This window comes from Actinomadura sp. SCN-SB, assembly GCF_043906805.1.
Taxonomy (GTDB): Bacteria; Actinomycetota; Actinomycetes; order Streptosporangiales; family Streptosporangiaceae; genus Spirillospora.
The window spans coordinates 25,482-43,364 of sequence record NZ_JBIMPP010000066.1 but is presented as its reverse complement, the minus strand read 5'-3'; the positions used below and the strand labels follow the sequence as shown (position 1 = coordinate 43,364).

At 69.6% G+C, this 17,883-nt stretch carries 13 protein-coding genes; 10 read left to right on the top strand and 3 right to left on the bottom strand.

The features are described 5' to 3' along the window. From ACGWYJ_RS31500 to ACGWYJ_RS31490, 3 genes are all read left to right on the top strand, one after another. The coding region (locus ACGWYJ_RS31500) for a hypothetical protein (protein ID WP_395110075.1) at positions 1–726 on the top strand (726 nt) is incomplete at its 5' end. A gap of 345 nt (positions 727–1,071) precedes the next feature. Beyond that, complete coding sequence (gene rpoB, locus ACGWYJ_RS31495) at positions 1,072–4,539, top strand: DNA-directed RNA polymerase subunit beta (protein WP_395110074.1); 3,468 nt, start codon at positions 1,072–1,074, stop codon at positions 4,537–4,539. A gap of 20 nt (positions 4,540–4,559) precedes the next feature. Beyond that, positions 4,560–8,435 (top strand): DNA-directed RNA polymerase subunit beta', encoded by a 3,876-nt coding sequence (locus tag ACGWYJ_RS31490; protein WP_395110073.1) that lies wholly within the window; start codon positions 4,560–4,562, stop codon positions 8,433–8,435. A 128-nt stretch (positions 8,436–8,563) separates the two neighbouring features. On the opposite strand, the gene ACGWYJ_RS31485 is transcribed toward ACGWYJ_RS31490, so the two are convergent. Next, positions 8,564–9,430 carry a helix-turn-helix transcriptional regulator gene (locus ACGWYJ_RS31485; RefSeq protein ID WP_395110072.1) on the bottom strand — a complete coding sequence of 289 codons (867 nt, stop codon included), beginning with the start codon at positions 9,428–9,430 and terminating at the stop codon, positions 8,564–8,566. A 187-nt stretch (positions 9,431–9,617) separates the two neighbouring features. On the opposite strand from ACGWYJ_RS31485, the gene ACGWYJ_RS31480 reads away from it, so the two are divergent. Beyond that, positions 9,618–10,379, top strand: a complete 762-nt coding sequence (locus ACGWYJ_RS31480; RefSeq protein ID WP_395110071.1) for an SDR family oxidoreductase — start codon at positions 9,618–9,620, stop codon at positions 10,377–10,379. Positions 10,380–10,600: 221 nt separating this feature from the next. After that, positions 10,601–11,029 (top strand): replication initiator, encoded by a 429-nt coding sequence (locus ACGWYJ_RS31475; protein WP_395110078.1) that lies wholly within the window; start codon positions 10,601–10,603, stop codon positions 11,027–11,029. 97 nt (positions 11,030–11,126) lie between these two features. On the opposite strand, the gene ACGWYJ_RS31470 is transcribed toward ACGWYJ_RS31475, so the two are convergent. Continuing rightward, a complete protein-coding gene (locus ACGWYJ_RS31470; protein WP_395110070.1) occupies positions 11,127–11,552 on the bottom strand; it encodes a hypothetical protein in 426 nt (141 codons plus the stop codon). Between the two features lie 90 nt (positions 11,553–11,642). On the opposite strand from ACGWYJ_RS31470, the gene ACGWYJ_RS31465 reads away from it, so the two are divergent. Beyond that, a complete protein-coding gene (locus ACGWYJ_RS31465) occupies positions 11,643–12,881 on the top strand; it encodes a helix-turn-helix domain-containing protein (protein ID WP_395110069.1) in 1,239 nt (412 codons plus the stop codon). A 70-nt stretch (positions 12,882–12,951) separates the two neighbouring features. Here ACGWYJ_RS31465 and ACGWYJ_RS31460 read toward each other — a convergent pair whose 3' ends face one another. Then, positions 12,952–13,431: a hypothetical protein gene (locus tag ACGWYJ_RS31460; RefSeq protein WP_395110068.1), complete on the bottom strand. Its 480-nt coding sequence runs from the start codon at positions 13,429–13,431 to the stop codon at positions 12,952–12,954. 243 nt (positions 13,432–13,674) lie between these two features. Between ACGWYJ_RS31460 and ACGWYJ_RS31455 the strand changes: the two genes are divergently transcribed. The 4 genes from ACGWYJ_RS31455 to rpsG all read left to right on the top strand — a co-directional run bounded on the left by ACGWYJ_RS31455 (position 13,675) and on the right by rpsG (position 17,845). Continuing rightward, complete coding sequence (locus ACGWYJ_RS31455; RefSeq protein WP_395110067.1) at positions 13,675–14,655, top strand: aldo/keto reductase; 981 nt, start codon at positions 13,675–13,677, stop codon at positions 14,653–14,655. Positions 14,656–14,874: 219 nt separating this feature from the next. Beyond that, positions 14,875–16,413 carry a hypothetical protein gene (locus tag ACGWYJ_RS31450; RefSeq protein WP_395110066.1) on the top strand — a complete coding sequence of 513 codons (1,539 nt, stop codon included), beginning with the start codon at positions 14,875–14,877 and terminating at the stop codon, positions 16,411–16,413. A gap of 587 nt (positions 16,414–17,000) precedes the next feature. After that, positions 17,001–17,375: a 30S ribosomal protein S12 gene (gene rpsL / locus ACGWYJ_RS31445; RefSeq protein ID WP_067889275.1), complete on the top strand. Its 375-nt coding sequence runs from the start codon at positions 17,001–17,003 to the stop codon at positions 17,373–17,375. Continuing rightward, positions 17,375–17,845 (top strand): 30S ribosomal protein S7, encoded by a 471-nt coding sequence (rpsG, locus tag ACGWYJ_RS31440; RefSeq protein ID WP_285694670.1) that lies wholly within the window; start codon positions 17,375–17,377, stop codon positions 17,843–17,845. Before rpsL ends, rpsG begins: the two co-directional genes overlap by 1 nt. Positions 17,846–17,883 lie beyond the last annotated feature (38 nt).

The window sequence follows — 17,883 nt, the reverse complement described above, 5'->3', positions numbered from 1 at the left end:
GCCGAGGCGGCGGCCCAAGCGGAGGCCGAGGCGGCGGCCGTAGAGGAAGCCGAAGAGGAAGAAGAGGCGGAGGCGGAGGCGGAGGAGACCGCCGGGTCCGCCTCGTCCAAGGCCGACCTCACGAAGGCCACCACCGAGGACGACGCCGAGGAAACCGTCAAAGACGAAGAAGGCGAAGAAGACGACGAGGAAGACGACGAGGAGGACGACGAGGACAGGCCGGCGGGCCGCGAGCGGCGGCGGTGGCTTCCGCCGCTGGGGACGCGGTCCTACGTGCTGATCGCGGTGAATCTCGCCCTGGCCGGAGCGCTCGGGTGGCTGGTCGTGGCCGTGCAGGGGCTCAAGGCGGACGAGCGGGCCGTCCAGCAGGTCACGTTCGCCGCGAAACAGGCCGCCGAGGATCTGTCGTCCTACGACTACCGGACGATCGACGCCGACCTGAAGCGGGCGTCCGATCACACCACGGGCGACTTCCGGAACGACTTCACCCGGATGACCGCCACGGTGAAGCCGTCGGCGCTCCAGCAGAAAGCGGTCGTGGAGGGGACGGCGGTCCGGACGTCGGTGGAGAGCCTGGACGGCCGTAAGGCGATCGCGCTGGTCTACCTGAACCAGGCGACGGCCAAGGCCGCCACCGCCGAGCGCACCCCCAGCCAGTACACGTTGCGCCTGGTCATGACCAAGGTCGGCGACCGGTGGCTGGTCTCGCAGCTCCAGATGATGTGACGCCGCGGCCGGGGCCGTCCGGCGCGCCCCTGCCGAGGGTGACCTCGCGGATCCTAAACTATGGCCTTCCTCACTGCAGGTCAGCGCCCGAAAAGTCCGGGCTCGCTCTTGACTCTGCGGCGTTCAGAAGCGATGCTCCATGGCAACTGTGATGCATACTGCGGCGCTAGAGTTGCAAGCGGTGTGGTGGTCGGCTACACTGCCCCTTTGCGCTGCCCTCTGACTATCCTCGTGTGAGAGCCTATTGTCCTGCCCCGGTTCGGGGCACTTCATCCCGCCTCTCGCACCTGGATCGTCTGGCGTGCGTGCCGTCAGTTACGCCGCGAGCCCTCGGAAGGACCACTCTTGGCAGCCTCGCGCAACGCCTCGAATACCGCAACCGGTCCGAACCGCGTCTCCTTCGCGCGCATCAAGGAGCCGCTCGAAGTCCCGGACCTCCTTGCGCTGCAGACCAACTCCTTTGACTGGCTGCTGGGCAACGAGAGGTGGAAGGCCCGGGTCGAGGCGGCCCAGAAGGCCGGAAGTAAGAGCGTCCCGACCCAGTCGGGCCTCGAAGAGATCTTTGAGGAGATCAGTCCCATCGAGGACTTCTCCGGAACCATGTCCCTGTCGTTCCGCGACCACCGCTTCGAGCCGCCCAAGTACTCCGTCGAGGAGTGCAAGGACAAGGACATGACCTACTCCGCCCCGATGTTCGTCACGGCGGAGTTCATCAACAACACCACCGGTGAGATCAAGAGCCAGACGGTGTTCATGGGCGACTTCCCGCTCATGACCCCCAAGGGCACCTTCATCATCAACGGCACCGAGCGGGTGGTCGTCTCCCAGCTTGTCCGCTCGCCCGGTGTGTACTTCGACCGCGCCCTGGACAAGGCGTCGGACAAGGACATCTACGGCTGCAAGGTCATCCCGAGCCGCGGCGCCTGGCTGGAGTTCGAGATCGACAAGCGCGACAACGTCGGTGTCCGCATCGACCGCAAGCGCAAGCAGCCGGTCACCGTGCTCCTCAAGGCGCTCGGCTGGACCGAGGACCGCATCCGCGAGCGGTTCGGCGCCTACGAGTCGATCAACGTCACGCTGGAGAAGGACCACACCTCCGGCCAGGACGACGCGCTGCTGGACATCTACCGCAAGCTGCGTCCGGGCGAGCCGCCGACCAAGGAGTCGGCGCAGACCCTGCTGGAGAACCTGTACTTCAACCCCAAGCGGTACGACCTGGCCAAGGTCGGCCGGTACAAGGTCAACAAGAAGCTCGGCCTCGACCTGGACATGAACCAGGGCACGCTGACCGAGGACGACATCGTCGCCACCGTCGAGTACCTCGTCCGCCTGCACGCGGGTGAGGAGGAGGGCACGGTGGGCACCGCCCAGGTGCCGATCGAGGTCGACGACATCGACCACTTCGGCAACCGGCGGCTGCGCACGGTCGGCGAGCTGATCCAGAACCAGGTCCGGCTGGGCCTGGCCAGGATGGAGCGCGTCGTCCGCGAGCGGATGACCACCCAGGACGTCGAGGCGATCACGCCGCAGACCCTGATCAACATCCGTCCGGTTGTGGCCTCCATCAAGGAGTTCTTCGGCACCAGCCAGCTGTCGCAGTTCATGGACCAGACCAACCCGCTGGCCGGGCTGACCCACAAGCGGCGCCTGAACGCGCTGGGCCCGGGCGGTCTGTCCCGCGAGCGGGCGGGCATGGAGGTCCGCGACGTCCACCCGTCCCACTACGGCCGGATGTGCCCGATCGAGACCCCCGAGGGCCCGAACATCGGCCTGATCGGCTCGCTGGCGGCGTTCGGCCGGGTCAACCCGTTCGGCTTCGTCGAGACGCCGTACCGCAAGGTCGTCGACGGCGTGGTCACCGACCAGATCGACTACCTGACCGCCGACGAGGAGGACCGGTACGTCATCGCGCAGGCCAACACGGCCCTGGCCGAGGACGGCTCGTTCGCCGACGACCGCGTCCTGATCCGCAAGAAGGGCGGCGAGGTCGAGCTGGTGGGCCCGCGCGAGGTCCAGTACATGGACGTCTCGGCGCGGCAGATGACCTCGGTCGCCACCGCGATGATCCCGTTCCTGGAGCACGACGACGCCAACCGGGCGCTGATGGGCTCCAACATGCAGCGCCAGTCCGTCCCGCTGCTGCGCAGCGAGGCGCCGCTGGTGGGCACCGGCATGGAGTACCGCGCCGCGGTCGACGCCGGCGACGTGATCGTCGCGGAGAAGGCCGGCGTGGTCGAGGAGGTCTCGGCCGACTACGTGACCGTGATGAACGACGACGGCACCCGCACCACCTACCGGGTCGCCAAGTTCAAGCGGTCCAACCAGGGCACCTGCTTCAACCAGAAGCCCATCGTGGACGAGGGGCAGCGGGTCGAGGTGGGCCAGGTCATCGCCGACGGCCCGTGCACCGACCAGGGCGAGATGGCGCTCGGCAAGAACCTGCTCGTGGCGTTCATGCCGTGGGAGGGCCACAACTACGAGGACGCCATCATCCTGTCCCAGCGGCTGGTGCAGGACGACGTCCTGTCCTCGATCCACATCGAGGAGCACGAGGTCGACGCCCGCGACACCAAGCTGGGCCCCGAGGAGATCACCCGGGACATCCCGAACGTCTCCGAGGAGGTGCTGGCCGACCTCGACGAGCGCGGCATCATCCGGATCGGCGCCGACGTCGTCCCCGGCGACATCCTGGTCGGCAAGGTCACCCCGAAGGGCGAGACCGAGCTGACCCCGGAGGAGCGGCTGCTGCGCGCGATCTTCGGTGAGAAGGCCCGCGAGGTCCGCGACACCTCGCTGAAGGTGCCGCACGGCGAGCAGGGCAAGGTCATCGGCGTCCGGGTGTTCTCCCGGGACGAGGGCGACGAGCTGCCGCCCGGCGTGAACGAGCTGGTCCGGGTGTACGTGGCGCAGAAGCGCAAGATCACCGACGGGGACAAGCTGGCGGGCCGGCACGGCAACAAGGGCGTCATCTCCAAGGTGCTGCCGGTCGAGGACATGCCGTTCCTGGAGGACGGCACCCCGGTCGACATCGTCCTGAACCCGCTGGGCGTGCCCGGCCGGATGAACGTCGGCCAGGTCCTGGAGACCCACCTCGGCTGGGTGGCCAGCCGCGGCTGGAAGGTCGAGGGCGACGACGCGGAGTGGAAGCGCGCGCTGCGCGCCATCGGCGCCGACGAGGCCCCGCCGTGGACCAACACCGCCACCCCGGTGTTCGACGGCGCCCGCGAGGACGACGTCACCGGCCTGATCGCCAGCACCCTGCCCAACCGGGACGGCGACCGCCTGGTCGGCCCCGGCGGCAAGGCCAAGCTGTTCGACGGGCGCACCGGCGAGCCGTACAAGGACCCGATCTCGGTCGGCTACATCTACATCCTCAAGCTGCTCCACCTGGTCGACGACAAGATCCACGCTCGCTCGACCGGCCCGTACTCCATGATCACCCAGCAGCCGCTCGGGGGTAAGGCCCAGTTCGGCGGGCAGCGGTTCGGTGAGATGGAGGTGTGGGCGCTGGAGGCGTACGGCGCCGCCTACGCGCTCCAGGAGCTGCTGACCATCAAGTCCGACGACGTGCTCGGCCGAGTGAAGGTGTACGAGGCCATCGTCAAGGGCGAGAACATCCCCGAGCCCGGCATTCCCGAGTCCTTCAAGGTGCTCATCAAGGAGATGCAGTCGCTGTGCCTGAACGTCGAGGTGCTCTCCAGCGACGGCATGTCCATCGAGATGCGCGACACCGACGAGGACGTCTTCCGCGCCGCGGAGGAGCTCGGCATCGACCTGTCCCGGCGTGAGCCGAGCAGTGTCGAAGAGGTCTGATCAACTCAAGGGGAAAACAGTTGCTTGACGTCAACTTCTTCGACGAGCTTCGCATCGGTCTGGCGACCGCCGACGACATCCGCCAGTGGTCGCACGGCGAGGTGAAGAAGCCGGAGACGATCAACTACCGGACCCTCAAGCCGGAGAAGGACGGGCTCTTCTGCGAGAAGATCTTCGGCCCCACCCGGGACTGGGAGTGTTACTGCGGCAAGTACAAGCGCGTCCGCTTCAAGGGCATCATCTGCGAGCGCTGCGGTGTCGAGGTGACGCGTGCCAAGGTGCGGCGTGAGCGGATGGGCCACATCGAGCTGGCCGCCCCGGTCACCCATATCTGGTACTTCAAGGGGGTCCCGTCCAGGCTCGGCTACCTGCTGGACCTGGCGCCCAAGGACCTCGAAAAGATCATCTACTTCGCCGCGTACATGATCACCAGCGTGGACGCGGAGCGGCGCGACCGCGACCTGCCCACGCTGGAGGCGCACATCTCGGTGGAGCGCCAGCAGATCGAGCAGGCCCGCGACGCCCAGGTCGAGGCCCGCCAGCAGAAGCTGGAGGCCGACCTGGCGGAGCTGGAGGAGGCCGGCGCCAAGGCCGACCAGAAGCGCAAGATCAGGGACGGCGCGGAGCGCGAGATGAAGCAGCTCCGCGACCGCGCCCAGCGCGAGCTGGACCGGCTGGAGGAGGTCTGGACCCGGTTCAAGAACCTCAAGGTCCAGGACCTGGAGGGCGACGAGCTCCTCTACCGCGAGATGCGGGACCGCTTCGGCAAGTACTTCGAGGGCGGCATGGGCGCCGCGGCCATCCAGGCGCGGCTGCAGAACTTCGACCTGGAGGCCGAGGCGGAGAAGCTCCGCGAGACCATCCGCACCGGCAAGGGCCAGAAGAAGGCCCGCGCCCTCAAGCGGCTCAAGGTCGTCTCGGCGTTCCTCAACACCCGCAACAGCCCGCTGGGCATGGTGCTGGACTGCATCCCGGTGATCCCGCCGGACCTGCGTCCGATGGTGCAGCTGGACGGCGGCCGCTTCGCGACCTCCGACCTGAACGACCTGTACCGCCGGGTGATCAACCGGAACAACCGGCTGAAGAGGCTGCTCGACCTGGGCGCGCCCGAGATCATCGTCAACAACGAGAAGCGGATGCTCCAGGAGGCCGTCGACGCGCTGTTCGACAACGGCCGCCGTGGCCGCCCGGTCACCGGGCCGGGCAACCGTCCGCTGAAGTCGCTGTCGGACATGCTCAAGGGCAAGCAGGGCCGGTTCCGCCAGAACCTGCTGGGCAAGCGCGTCGACTACTCCGGCCGTTCGGTCATCGTGGTCGGCCCGCAGCTGAAGCTGCACCAGTGCGGCCTGCCCAAGCAGATGGCGCTGGAGCTGTTCAAGCCGTTCGTGATGAAGCGGCTGGTCGACCTCAACCACGCGCAGAACATCAAGTCCGCCAAGCGGATGGTCGAGCGCGCCCGCCCGGTGGTGTGGGACGTGCTGGAAGAGGTCATCACCGAGCACCCGGTGCTGCTGAACCGCGCGCCGACCCTGCACCGCCTCGGCATCCAGGCGTTCGAGCCACAGCTGGTCGAGGGCAAGGCCATCCAGATCCACCCGCTGGTCTGCACCGCGTTCAACGCCGACTTCGACGGCGACCAGATGGCGGTGCACCTGCCGCTGTCGGCGGAGGCGCAGGCCGAGGCGCGGATCCTGATGCTGTCGACCAACAACATCCTCAAGCCGTCGGACGGCAAGCCGGTCACGATGCCCACGCAGGACATGGTCATCGGGCTGTACTGGCTGACCACGGAGAAGGAGGGCGCGGACGGCGAGGGCCGTGCGTTCGGCTCGGTCGCCGAGGCCATCATGGCCTACGACCGTGGCGAGCTCGACCTCCAGGCCAAGATCCACGTGCGGCTCAAGGACGTTCCGCCGCCGCGCGACTGGACCGCCCCCGAGGGGTACGAGCCGGGGCAGCCGTACCGGCTGGAGACCACGCTGGGCCGGGCGCTGTTCAACGAGACGCTGCCGGACGACTTCCCGTTCGTGAACTACGAGGTCGGCAAGAAGCAGCTGTCGGCGATCGTGAACGAGCTGGCCGAGGGCTACCCCAAGGTCGAGGTCGCCAACGCGCTGGACGCGCTGAAGAGCACCGGGTTCCACTGGGCCACCAGGTCCGGGGTCACCATCTCCATCGAGGACGTCGTCGTCCCGCCGAACAAGGCCGAGATCCTGGCGGACTACGAGCGCCGCGCCGACAAGGTGCAGCGCGAGTTCAACCGGGGCCTGATCACCGATGACGAGCGCAAGCAGGAGCTCATCGAGATCTGGAACAAGGCCACGGCCGACGTCGCGGTCGACATGGAGAAGGCGTTCCCGCGGACCAACCCGGTCTGGATGATGGTGAACTCCGGTGCCCGCGGCAACCCGCTGCAGGTGCGGCAGATCGCCGGCATGCGCGGGCTGGTGTCCAACCCGAAGGGCGAGACGATCCCGCGTCCGATCAAGTCCTCGTTCCGCGAGGGCCTGTCGGTCGTCGAGTACTTCATCTCGACCCACGGCGCGCGGAAGGGCCTGGCCGACACCGCGCTGCGCACCGCCGACTCCGGGTACCTGACCCGGCGCCTGGTGGACGTGGCGCAGGACGTCATCGTCCGCGAGGAGGACTGCGGCACCGACCGCACCATCCCGTTCCGCGTGGCCGACCGGGACGAGGCGACCGGCAGGCTGGTCAAGCCGGTCACCTCGGAGACCAGCCTGGTGGGCCGCACCATCGCCGAGGACGTCGTGGTCGACGGCACGGTCATCTTCCCGGCCGACACCGACCTGTCGGACTCGGTGGTGTCGCGCCTGGTCGAGGCCGGTGTCGAGGAGGTGCGCACCCGTAGCGCCCTGGTCTGCGAGGCCAAGATCGGTGTCTGCGCCGCCTGCTACGGCCGTTCGCTGGCCACCGGCAAGCGGGTGGACGTCGGTGAGGCCGTCGGCATCATCGCCGCGCAGTCCATCGGCGAGCCCGGCACCCAGCTGACCATGCGGACCTTCCACACCGGCGGTGTGGCCGGCGGTGACATCACCCACGGCCTGCCGCGTGTGCAGGAGCTGTTCGAGGCCCGTATCCCGAAGGGCGTGGCCCCGATCAGCGAGGTGGCCGGCCGGGTCAAGATCGACGAGACGGAGAAGACCCGCAAGGTCGTCATCGTCCCGGACGACGGCTCGGACGAGATCGCCTACCAGGTCCCGATGCGGTCGCGCCTGCTGGTGAAGGAGGGCGAGCGGGTCGCGGTCGGCCAGCAGCTCATCGCGGGCGCCATCAACCCGCACGAGGTGCTGCGCATCCTCGGCCCCCGCGCGGTGCAGCTGCACCTCGTCCAGGAGGTCCAGGAGGTCTACCGGTCGCAGGGCGTGTCGATCCACGACAAGCACATCGAGATCATCGTCCGCCAGATGCTGAAGCGGGTGAACATCCTCGAGTCGGGCGACACCGAGCTGCTGCCGGGCGACCTGGTCGAGCGTCCCCTCTTCGAGGAGACCAACCGCAACGTGGTCGCCGAGGGCGGGGTGCCCGCCGCGGGCCGTCCGGTCCTGATGGGCATCACCAAGGCGTCGCTGGCCACCGAGTCCTGGCTGTCCGCCGCCTCCTTCCAGGAGACGACGCGGGTGCTGACCGAGGCGGCCATGCACGCCAAGAGCGACCCGCTGCTGGGCCTCAAGGAGAACGTCATCATCGGCAAGCTCATCCCGGCCGGTACGGGCATGCCCCAGTACCGCAACGTCCGGGTCGAGCCCACCGAGGAGGCGAAGGCCGCGGTGTACTCGGTCGGGTCCTACGACGACGGCGCCGAGTACGCCTTCGGCCAGGGCTCCGGCGAGGCCGTCCCGCTGGAGGAGTACGACTTCGGCCAGTACAACCGCTGACGTTCCGTCCCGGGGCGCCGCCGCCCGCGGCGCCCCGGCTCGCGGACACCCTGACTGACGACGCGAAGAGGCCCCTCCCGCCCGGGAGGGGCCTCTGTCGTGCGCGGGGTCCGGGGGTCCTCGTCCTGTCAGGGCTTGTCTGTGGTGCGCGCCGTCGTGTCTGGTGCCGTGACCCCGGGGCCGGCCGGGGAGAGCGCGGCCAGGAGCCGCAGTTTCTCGTCGCTGTCGTCGCCCTTGTCGGGGTAGTAGACGACGAGGATGAGGTCGTCGAGCGGAAGTTTGTCGCGGTGCAGCCGCAGGTCGCCGACGACGGGGTGGTGGACGGTGGTGGTTCCTCCGTCGAGGGCTCGGACGTCGTGCCGGGCCCACAGGGTACGGAACCTCTGGCTGGACAGCGCCAGTTCCCCGACGAGTTCGACGAACCGGGGATCGTCGACGTCGTCCCCGATGGTGGTCCGGAGGGCGGCGACGAACCCGGCGGCGGCCTTCTCCCAGTCGTGGTGGAAGGCCCGTTCCTCGGGATCGAGGAAGAAGGAGCGGAGCCGGTTGCGGCCGGGCCGCAGCCGGGGCGAGAGCGCGACGGCCATGGCGTTGGAGGCCAGGACGTCGAACGCGCGGCCTTCGACGAACGCGGGGATCTGGAGGTGGGCGAGGAGCTGGTGCGCCCGCGGGGGCACCTGCTCCGGCCGCCTGCGGCGCGGTGCCTTGGGGCGTGGCGCGGCGAGGTCGAGCAGGTACGTCCGCTCGACGTCGTCGAGACGCAGGACGCGGGCAAGCGACTCCAGGACCTGCGGTGAGGGGTTCCTGTCCCGGCCCCGTTCCAGGCGCAGGTAGTAGTCGGGGCTGATCCCGGCGAGCAGGGCGACCTCCTCCCGGCGCAGGCCGGGGACGCGGCGGTTCCTCCCGGGCGGGATGCCCGCCTGCTCCGGGGTGACCAGCTCACGCCGGGCACGGAGGTAGGCGCCGAGCCGGTTGTCGGTTCCCTCGTCCCTCATGACTCCACCGTAATCGGGTACGCGGTTCTGCGAGGGGGCCCTGGCGGGACCAGGGAAAACGGGGGCACTGCCGCGCTCGGCGGGCGGTGCCGAGGATGGTGGCACCACACCGTGGAACGACAGTGATCAGCACCGGACGGCGCCGCGGCAGCGGCATCGCCGGTGCGACGAGTTCAGGGAGCACCTCATGAATGTCTCCGACCGTACCGTTCTCATCGTCGGCGGAACCTCCGGCATCGGACGGGAGCTGGCCCGGCGGTTCGCCGCGGCGGGCAGCGCCGTGGCCGTCGGCGGCCGCGACGCGGAGGCGCTCACCGAACTCTCCGGCGAGGGCATCGGCGCGTTCGCCGTCGATGTCACGGACGGCGCCTCCGTCGCGCGGGCCCGCGACGCCGTCCTTGCCCGGTACCCCGAGCTGGACACCGTGGTGACCATGTCGGGGGTCATGCTCATGGAGGACCTGCGCGATCCGGAGCACTTCGAGGCGGCACAGACGACCATCGACACCAACCTGGTCGGCACCATCAGGGTCATCGACGCCTTCACCCCGCACCTGGTCGGGCGCGGCGCCGGGACCTTCATCACCGTCACCTCCGGCATCGCGTTCCTGCCGTTCCCGCCCATGCCCACCTACGCCGCGTCGAAGGCCGCGGTCCACGCCTACTCCGAGGCGCTCCGCGCGCAGCTCGACGGCACCGGCGTCGGCGTCGTCGAGCTCGTCCCCCCGGCCGTCGCCACGCGCGGTCAGGAGAAGGTGAACCCGCACGCGCTGCCGCTCGACGACTTCGCCACCGAGGTCATGGAACTGCTCTCCCAGGAGCCGACCCCTGACGAGATCCTGGTGGAGCGGGTGCGCACGCACCGCTGGGCCGAGCGTGACGGCACCTACGACGACCTCGTCGCGCAGCGCGCCCAAGCCCTGGCGATGCTCCCCAGCCGCCAGGGCTGACCTCCCCGCTCGTAGATCACGATGTGGGCGCGGGGGCTCGGCGCCCTGGCAGGAAACGGCCACCGCGGACCTGTTCCCCGGCGCCAGGCTCGTCCCGGTGGCCGACTCCGCGACCTTCGTCCCCGAGGACCGACCGGTGGTGCTCGCCGACCTGATCATCGTGCTCGCGGGGGTGCCGCGGCGATGAGCCCGCGCCGGACGCGGGATCGACTGTCCCGAAGCTGATCACGGCCGCGCTACGCGAGCAGGCCCGGCTCTCCTACGCCCGCGTGATCGGGTACCAGCGACGAGGGCTGATCCACTTCCACGCCGTCATCCGGCTGGACGGTCCGGACGGCCCCGACCAGCCGCCGCCCGAGTGGGCAACCGCCGAGCTTCTGACCCGCACCCTGCACACCGCCGCCCAAACCGAAGTACCCGTGCCGCACCCGGACCGGACCATCCGTTCGCAGCGCGGCCCCGCCCACAGCCCCGCCCCGCTGGGGATGGTCCGCGCGCTCAGCACCGCGCCACCTCGGCCAGGCCCCCGCGTCAGGCCATGCGCTGAAGGGCCGGGCAGCGGCGTTCTCGATCGCCTCACGCAGCTCACGGGGAGTGAGCGCCTCCACCAGCCGAGACCCGCCCGGCACGGGAACCAGTGCCCACCATGAACCCGTTGCCTGCCCGTACCAGGCACGCACTCCAGGAAACTGTTCTTGGATGGCACGGGGTAGCGCCGGTCCTGTCCGCCAGTCGGGTCGCGTGTCGCTAAGGCCGCTCATCGTCCGCCCCGTCGCCGTACGGGACCGCCAGGACGTGCGCGATGCGTTCCGCCGCCGTCTCCACCTGTGAGACCGGGCACAACGGCTCCAGCTCCACGGGCGAGTCCCGCCGAGCACCCGACCAGGCCCACAGCCACCACAGCGACCCGCCCAGCGGACGGCACAGGACCTCTTGCTGAAGGTGGGGGCTCTGCGACTGCCCACGCTGATCGCCGGTTTCCGGATCGCATGTTGGATTCCGCGCCCACACCACGCCGTGCCCCTGCGCTTGGGCAACCAGGCCGCGCCCCTCCAGTTCAGAGACCAGCGCCAGCGCCGCATCACGCCACGGTTGTGGGTCGCTGGCCGTAGGTCCCTCGGCGACGTTGTTCGGGATGGCAGATTGACTGATGATTTGCGGTGCGCCTTCCATGTCGGTGAGCCTTCCGATTTCCTGGGTTCTCCAGAGGCGCCCGCCAGGAGGCCAAGGAGGGGCCAGACTGAAGGCCAGGGAGGGGCCAGGGTGACCGATGAGAGGCGGAAGCGGTTCGGCAGGTACCTCGCGCGCCGACGCCGCGAAGCGCGTAAGAGCCAGCGACAGCTGGCGGAACTGCTGTGCCGGATATCTGGCACAGCCTCAGTCACCCGTAATGAGGTCAGCCGATGGGAACGTGGGGAGCGCGTGCCCGTCGTGTGGCTCCCTGCTCTGGCCACAGCGCTTTCTGTTCCGCTGGGGGATCTTGAGCGCGCAGCGCTTCACGCACGAGGCGAGGACGCTGGCCCCGACGCACCTAGCCCCGCTGAAGCGCTTGCCTTCTTCCTCCCGGAAGACAATGCGCACCTGGGACCCCTGACCAGCACGGCAGGCCGCCGGGTCGGTAAATCAACGGCCGCCGATCTGGCTTCTCGCGCCCACGGCCTACGGCTCGCCGACGATGTGATCGCGGGTGGGGACCTGCTCTCCCCTGCGCTGCGCGAGCTGGATGCCGCCGTCCGCCTCTACCGGGGAACGACGCACACCGAGGACGTTGGACGGGCCTTGCTCGGTAGTATCGGCGAGCTGGCGCAGATAGCCGGATGGGTTGCGAGCGACGCAGGCCAGCACGAGCAGGCAACCCGCGTCTACAAGCTGGGTATGTCTGCCGCACGCGAGGCCGGAGACCGCGCGCTTGTCGGCAACCTCGCGGGCAGCCTTGCCTATCAGTACGCGAACACCGGCCGCGAGGACGACGCCGTGAGCCTCGCGCGATCGGCGCTGGAGGAGGCAGGCCCCGACGCGCCAGGCAAGGCCCGCGCACTCTGCTTCGATCGGGTGGCATGGGCCAATGCCAAGGCGGGGCAAGCCCAGCTAGCCATGAACGCACTCCGCCAGGCACACGAAGCGCTAGCGGACGATGGATCGGACGAAGCGCCCGCATGGGCCTACTGGGTCACCCCCGAAGAACTCGACGTGATGGACGCCCGCGTCTACACCGAATTGTGTAAGCCGCTTCGAGCCGTCCCGCTGCTGCAAGAAGTCCTCAGCCGCTACGACGCCACGCACACACGCGAGCTGGCGCTGTACCTCTCATGGCTTGCCGTTGCCCTGGCGGACGCCAACGAGCCCGAGGAGGCCGCCGCCACGGCCCGCCGGATGTTCGACCTCACGGCTGACTTCGCCAGTAGCCGGACAGCCGAACGTGGCCACCTCGTCCTAGCGAAGCTGGAACCGTTCCGGGACGTCCCGGACGTGCGCGAAGTGCTTGATACGTACGCGGCCTGAGCCATTGCCCACCGGACACGAGCGACCGGATGCCATGGCACGACATCCGGTCGCCTGTGTTGGCTCTTGTTCAGTCGGTTCGCCAGATGGGGTCAAGTAGGTCCGGGCTGAACCGCTTGTTGCCCTTGCCGGCCGGGTAGACGATCACCGCGTGCAGCGCCGACCGGATGTAGGTTTGCTTGACCGAGATCGGGAAGCCGCCTTTTTTCTCGGGCAGGTACCACCGGCGCCGGATTTCGGCTGCGCTCGCGTCGGCACGCTCCCGCTTGGCCGCGATCGCGGCATCGTGCTTGGCCTTGTCCGCCCGGATCTGGGCGATCTGCTGTTCAAGGCCGGGTGCCAGCTTGAAGAAGAGCTTGGCGTCCTTGTGGCGGTTCGAGCGAAGAGGCGTGTTGCAAAGCGCACCGTCCGGCAGCCGCTTCCCGCAGCGCAAGATGCCCGCCAACAGGTAGGTGGGATCGCGGTAGTCGGTCGGGTGGGGACGCCCGATCTTCATGTCTCGGCCGACGAAGTGGCCCTTCCGGCTCTCGAAGATGTCCCGGACGACCATCCACTCTTCCGGGGTGATGATCGAGCTCCCACTGGCCTTCCACGGGCGTCCCGTCCGGCCCGCGCACCAGCTCTCCGGAGATCTCACGCCAGCCGCAGATACGGCGGTTTTGGGTTCAGACGCTCGTCCTTCCAGCCGAAGGGACGGGGCGGGGCCGCGAGCCGGGTTCGGGCGGGGGCTTGGCGGCGGGCGGTGGCGGGGGGCATCGTGGGGGCGGAGATCGGAGCGTTGCGAGGAGGGGCCATGGAGCAGGTCAGGCTGGGGCGGACGGGGATGAGGGTCTCGCGGATCTGCCTGGGGATGATGAGCTACGGCGACAGGTCCCTCCGGGAGTGGGCGCTCGATGAGGACGAGGCCGAGCCGATCGTGCGGCGGGCCGTCGAGGCGGGGGTGACGTTCTTCGACACCGCCGACGTGTACTCGATGGGACGGTCCGAGGAGATCACCGGGCGGCTGCTGGCGAAGCTGTTCCCGAGGCGGGACGACTATGTCTTGGCGACCAAGGTGTGGGGGAAGCTCAGCGACAAGCCCAACGACCGCGGGCTGTCGCGCAAGCACATCATGGCGGGCATCGACAACTCGCTGCGGCGCCTCGGCACCGACTACGTCGACCTGTATCAGATCCACCGGTGGGACCCCGAGACGCCCATCGAGGAGACCATGGAGGCGTTGAACGATGTGGTGCGCGCGGGCAAGGCGCGTTACATCGGGGCGTCCAGCATGTACGCCTGGCAGTTCGCCAAGGCGCAGCACGTGGCCGAGCTCCACGGCTGGACGAAGTTCGTGGCCATGCAGAACCACTACAACCTGGTCTACCGGGAGGAGGAGCGTGAGATGAATCCGCTCTGCCTCGACCAGGGTGTGGGCCTTATACCCTGGAGTCCTCTCGCGCGTGGGATCCTCGCGGGCACCTGGGAGCGTGGCGGGGAGCGCCGTACCCTGCGCGCCAAGACGGATGCGTTCGCCGAGACGCTGTACGAGGACTCCGTTTTCGACGTCGTGGACGCGGTGCGGGAGGTCGCCAAGGAACGCGGCCTGCCCATGGCCCAGATCGCCTTGGCCTGGCTGCTGGGACGTCCCGGGGTGACGGCCCCCATTGTCGGCGCGACCCGCATCGGCCATCTCGACGACGCGGTCGCCTCGGTGGACCTCAAGCTGGACGCGGCCGAGATCGAACGGCTGGAGGCCCCGTACCGGCCCCACCCGATCCGAGGGCACAGCTAAGGCGTGTCGTGGCCGGGCTTGCCCCTTTCACGCAGGATGATTTGCGATAACACTGGCGATGGAGGCAGGCTTGGGGACGAAAGTCCCCAGCGTGGCGAGGCCGCCACGGGGGATACGGCAGGGTCCTGGAGACCGCGTTATGCGCCGCGCGTTTCCGGGTCGACGGCACGGGTCTGGGACGGGAATGCCCAGGGACGACGGCGCTGAAGGAGCCCGACGATGACCGAGCGAGACGGCACCCAGGGACCGCAGTGGCCGTTGCCTGACGACAAGGACACCCCCGCGGGCGAGCAGCAGCGCGAGCAGGAACAGCAGGAACCTCCGCAGCGGCCGCTCGGCGACCGCACGGTGGTCTTCGGCGCGCCCCAGCTCGGCGGCCAGGGCGCGGGCGCGCGGCCGGGAGCCGGCCATCCGGGCGGCCCGCCGCAGCCGCCCCAGCCGCCGGAGACCCGGCAGGAGGAGCGTCCCGCGCCGCCTCCGGCGCCGCCCACGATGATCGAGCCGATGCCGCCGCGGCAGCCCGAGTCCGAAGCGCCGCAGCAGCCGCCCCAGCCGCCGTACACGCCTCCGCAGGAGCAGCCGCAGTACGGGCAGCCCTCGGCGGGCGGCGGCATCTACGACCCGCCTCCGGGCGTTCCCGGCACCACTCCCGGCGGGTACGGGCAGGCGCCACAGCCCCCGTACGCCCAGCAGCCCCAGCAGGGCTACCAGGCTCCGCCGCAGCCGACGTCTCCGCAGGAGGCTCAGCAGGGGTACGGAGTGCCGCCCACGATCCCGGGCTACGAACAGCAGCAGCAGTCGCCCGGCTACGGGCAGCCCCAGTACGGGCAGCAGCAGAGCGCTCCCGAACCCGAGGCGGCCCAGCAGCCGCCGCAGGGCGGAGGCGAGGGCACGGCCGATCGCACGCTGATCGTCCCCGGGCCCGCCTCCGGCGCCCCCGAGCCCCAGCAGCCGCGGCCGCCCGTGGACGACCAGGCGACGCTGCACTGGTCGCCGGGCACCGACATCCCGGTCGCCACGGGCCCCGAGCGCAAGCCCGCCGACTCGCCGTCGGCGCCGTCCGGCTCGTCCGAGCCGTGGCAGCCGCCGGCGCCGCCGGCCACGCCCGAGGGCGGTGACCACGAGCGCACCATGATGGTGCCCCCGCCCGACTCCGGCTACGGCGCGGGTGCCTCCGCCCTCGGGCAGGAGAGTCCGGCCTTCGGAACCGCGTCCGCCGCTGCGTCGGCGGACGACAACCAGGCGACGCAGTCGTTCGACCCCTCGTCGCAAGGGGCACAGGGTCCGGCGGGTAGCGACGCACCGGCCAACCCCGAGCAGACTCGCCTGGACCTGGGCCGGCAGCAGTGGGGCCAGGCACAGCAGGGGTACGGGCAGCAGCAGTCGCCGTACGGCCAGCAGGAACAGCAGCAGCAACAGTTCGGCCAGCAGCAGTACGGCATGCCGGAAGGCCAGCAGCAGTTCGGCCAGCAGCAGCCCTCCCCGTACGGCGGCCAGCAGGAACAGCAGCAGCAGTTCGGGCAGCAGCCCCAGCAGGCGTACGGACAGCCGGGTCAGCAAGGACAGTTCGGCCAGCAGGGGCAGTTCGGGCAGCAAGGCCAGTACGGCCAGCCGCAGTACGGCCAGCCCGCCACCTACGGCGGCGAGGCCGGCGGTGGCCGCTCCAAGGGCGGCAACAAGAACATGATGCTGGCCATCGCGGCGATCGTCGCGGGGCTCGTGATCATCGCGGTGGGCCTGATCGCCTTCGTGTTCTAGCCCCATCGGTGCCCGCGGGGCGGGGAAGGGTCAAGTTTCGGCCAGATCTTCCCCAACCTGGGGCGGCGCGCGGCGCTCGCACCCTCCCGTTTCGGCGCCGTCCGTCCTGATTTCGGGATCAGGGTGTCGGCGCGGGAACTCCGGTCGGCGATCGAGCGTTGTACGCACGTAACGACGGCCGTGCCCGGCTTGCCGCGCGCGGCCCGGCGGCGGCGCCGCGCAGGCGGCCATGGCCGGGTGGCGTTCACTTTGCACTTTGTCGCGGGGCTGGGTACTCTCTACCTTCGTGCCCGCACTGCGGGCCGCTCTGCGTGCGCGCGGGTGAGGCCGCCTCAGGTGTACCTGCTCCAGGTGCATTTCCAAGGTGCACTGCACCGTGCCGCGCCAAACTCCCCGGCTTGATTCGGCCCCTGGGGCCGGGCGGTGGTGTGCGGAACCCGGAGAGGGCGACACGCCCGACCGCGTGGGTCGGAGAGAGTCGGGAAACCGGCAGGTCACAGCCACGTGTGTGGTGGTGATTAAGGGTCCACGCACAGGTGGTCCAGACAGAAGACTTACCGGCTTGGTACGAGGAAGACGGAGACGCGGTGCCCACGATCCAGCAGCTGGTCCGGAAGGGCCGCCAGGACAAGGTGACCAAGAACAAGACGCCTGCGCTCAAGGGCAGCCCCCAGCGCCGGGGTGTCTGCACGCGCGTCTACACGACGACGCCCAAGAAGCCCAACTCGGCGCTGCGCAAGGTCGCTCGTGTCCGGCTCTCCAGCGGGATCGAGGTCACGGCCTACATCCCCGGGGTCGGCCACAACCTGCAGGAGCACTCGATCGTGCTCGTGCGCGGCGGCCGTGTGAAGGACCTGCCGGGCGTCCGCTACAAGATCATCCGCGGCACGCTCGACACCCAGGGCGTCCGCAACCGCAAGCAGGGGCGCAGCCACTACGGCGCGAAGAAGGAGAAGGGCTGATGCCGCGTAAGGGTCCCGCGGGGAAGCGGCAGCTGGTCGCCGACCCGGTGTACAACTCGCCGCTGGTCACCGCTCTGGTCAACAAGATCCTCCTGGACGGCAAGCGCTCGATCGCGCAGAGCATCGTCTACGACGCCCTCGAAGGGTGCCGCGAGAAGACCGGCAACGACCCGGTCGTCACGCTCAAGCGCGCGCTCGACAACGTCAAGCCCACCCTGGAGGTCCGCAGCCGCCGTGTCGGCGGTGCGACGTACCAGGTCCCGGTCGAGGTCCGGCCGGCCCGCAGCACCACCCTCGCGCTGCGCTGGCTGGTCGTGTACGCCCGGCAGCGTCGTGAGAAGACGATGACCGAGCGGCTGATGAACGAGCTGCTCGACGCCAGCAACGGCCTCGGCGCGTCGGTGAAGAAGCGCGAGGACACCCACAAGATGGCGGAGTCCAACAAGGCTTTCGCCCACTACCGCTGGTAACCCCGGCGGTCAGGAACCACCACGAGACGACGCGAGGA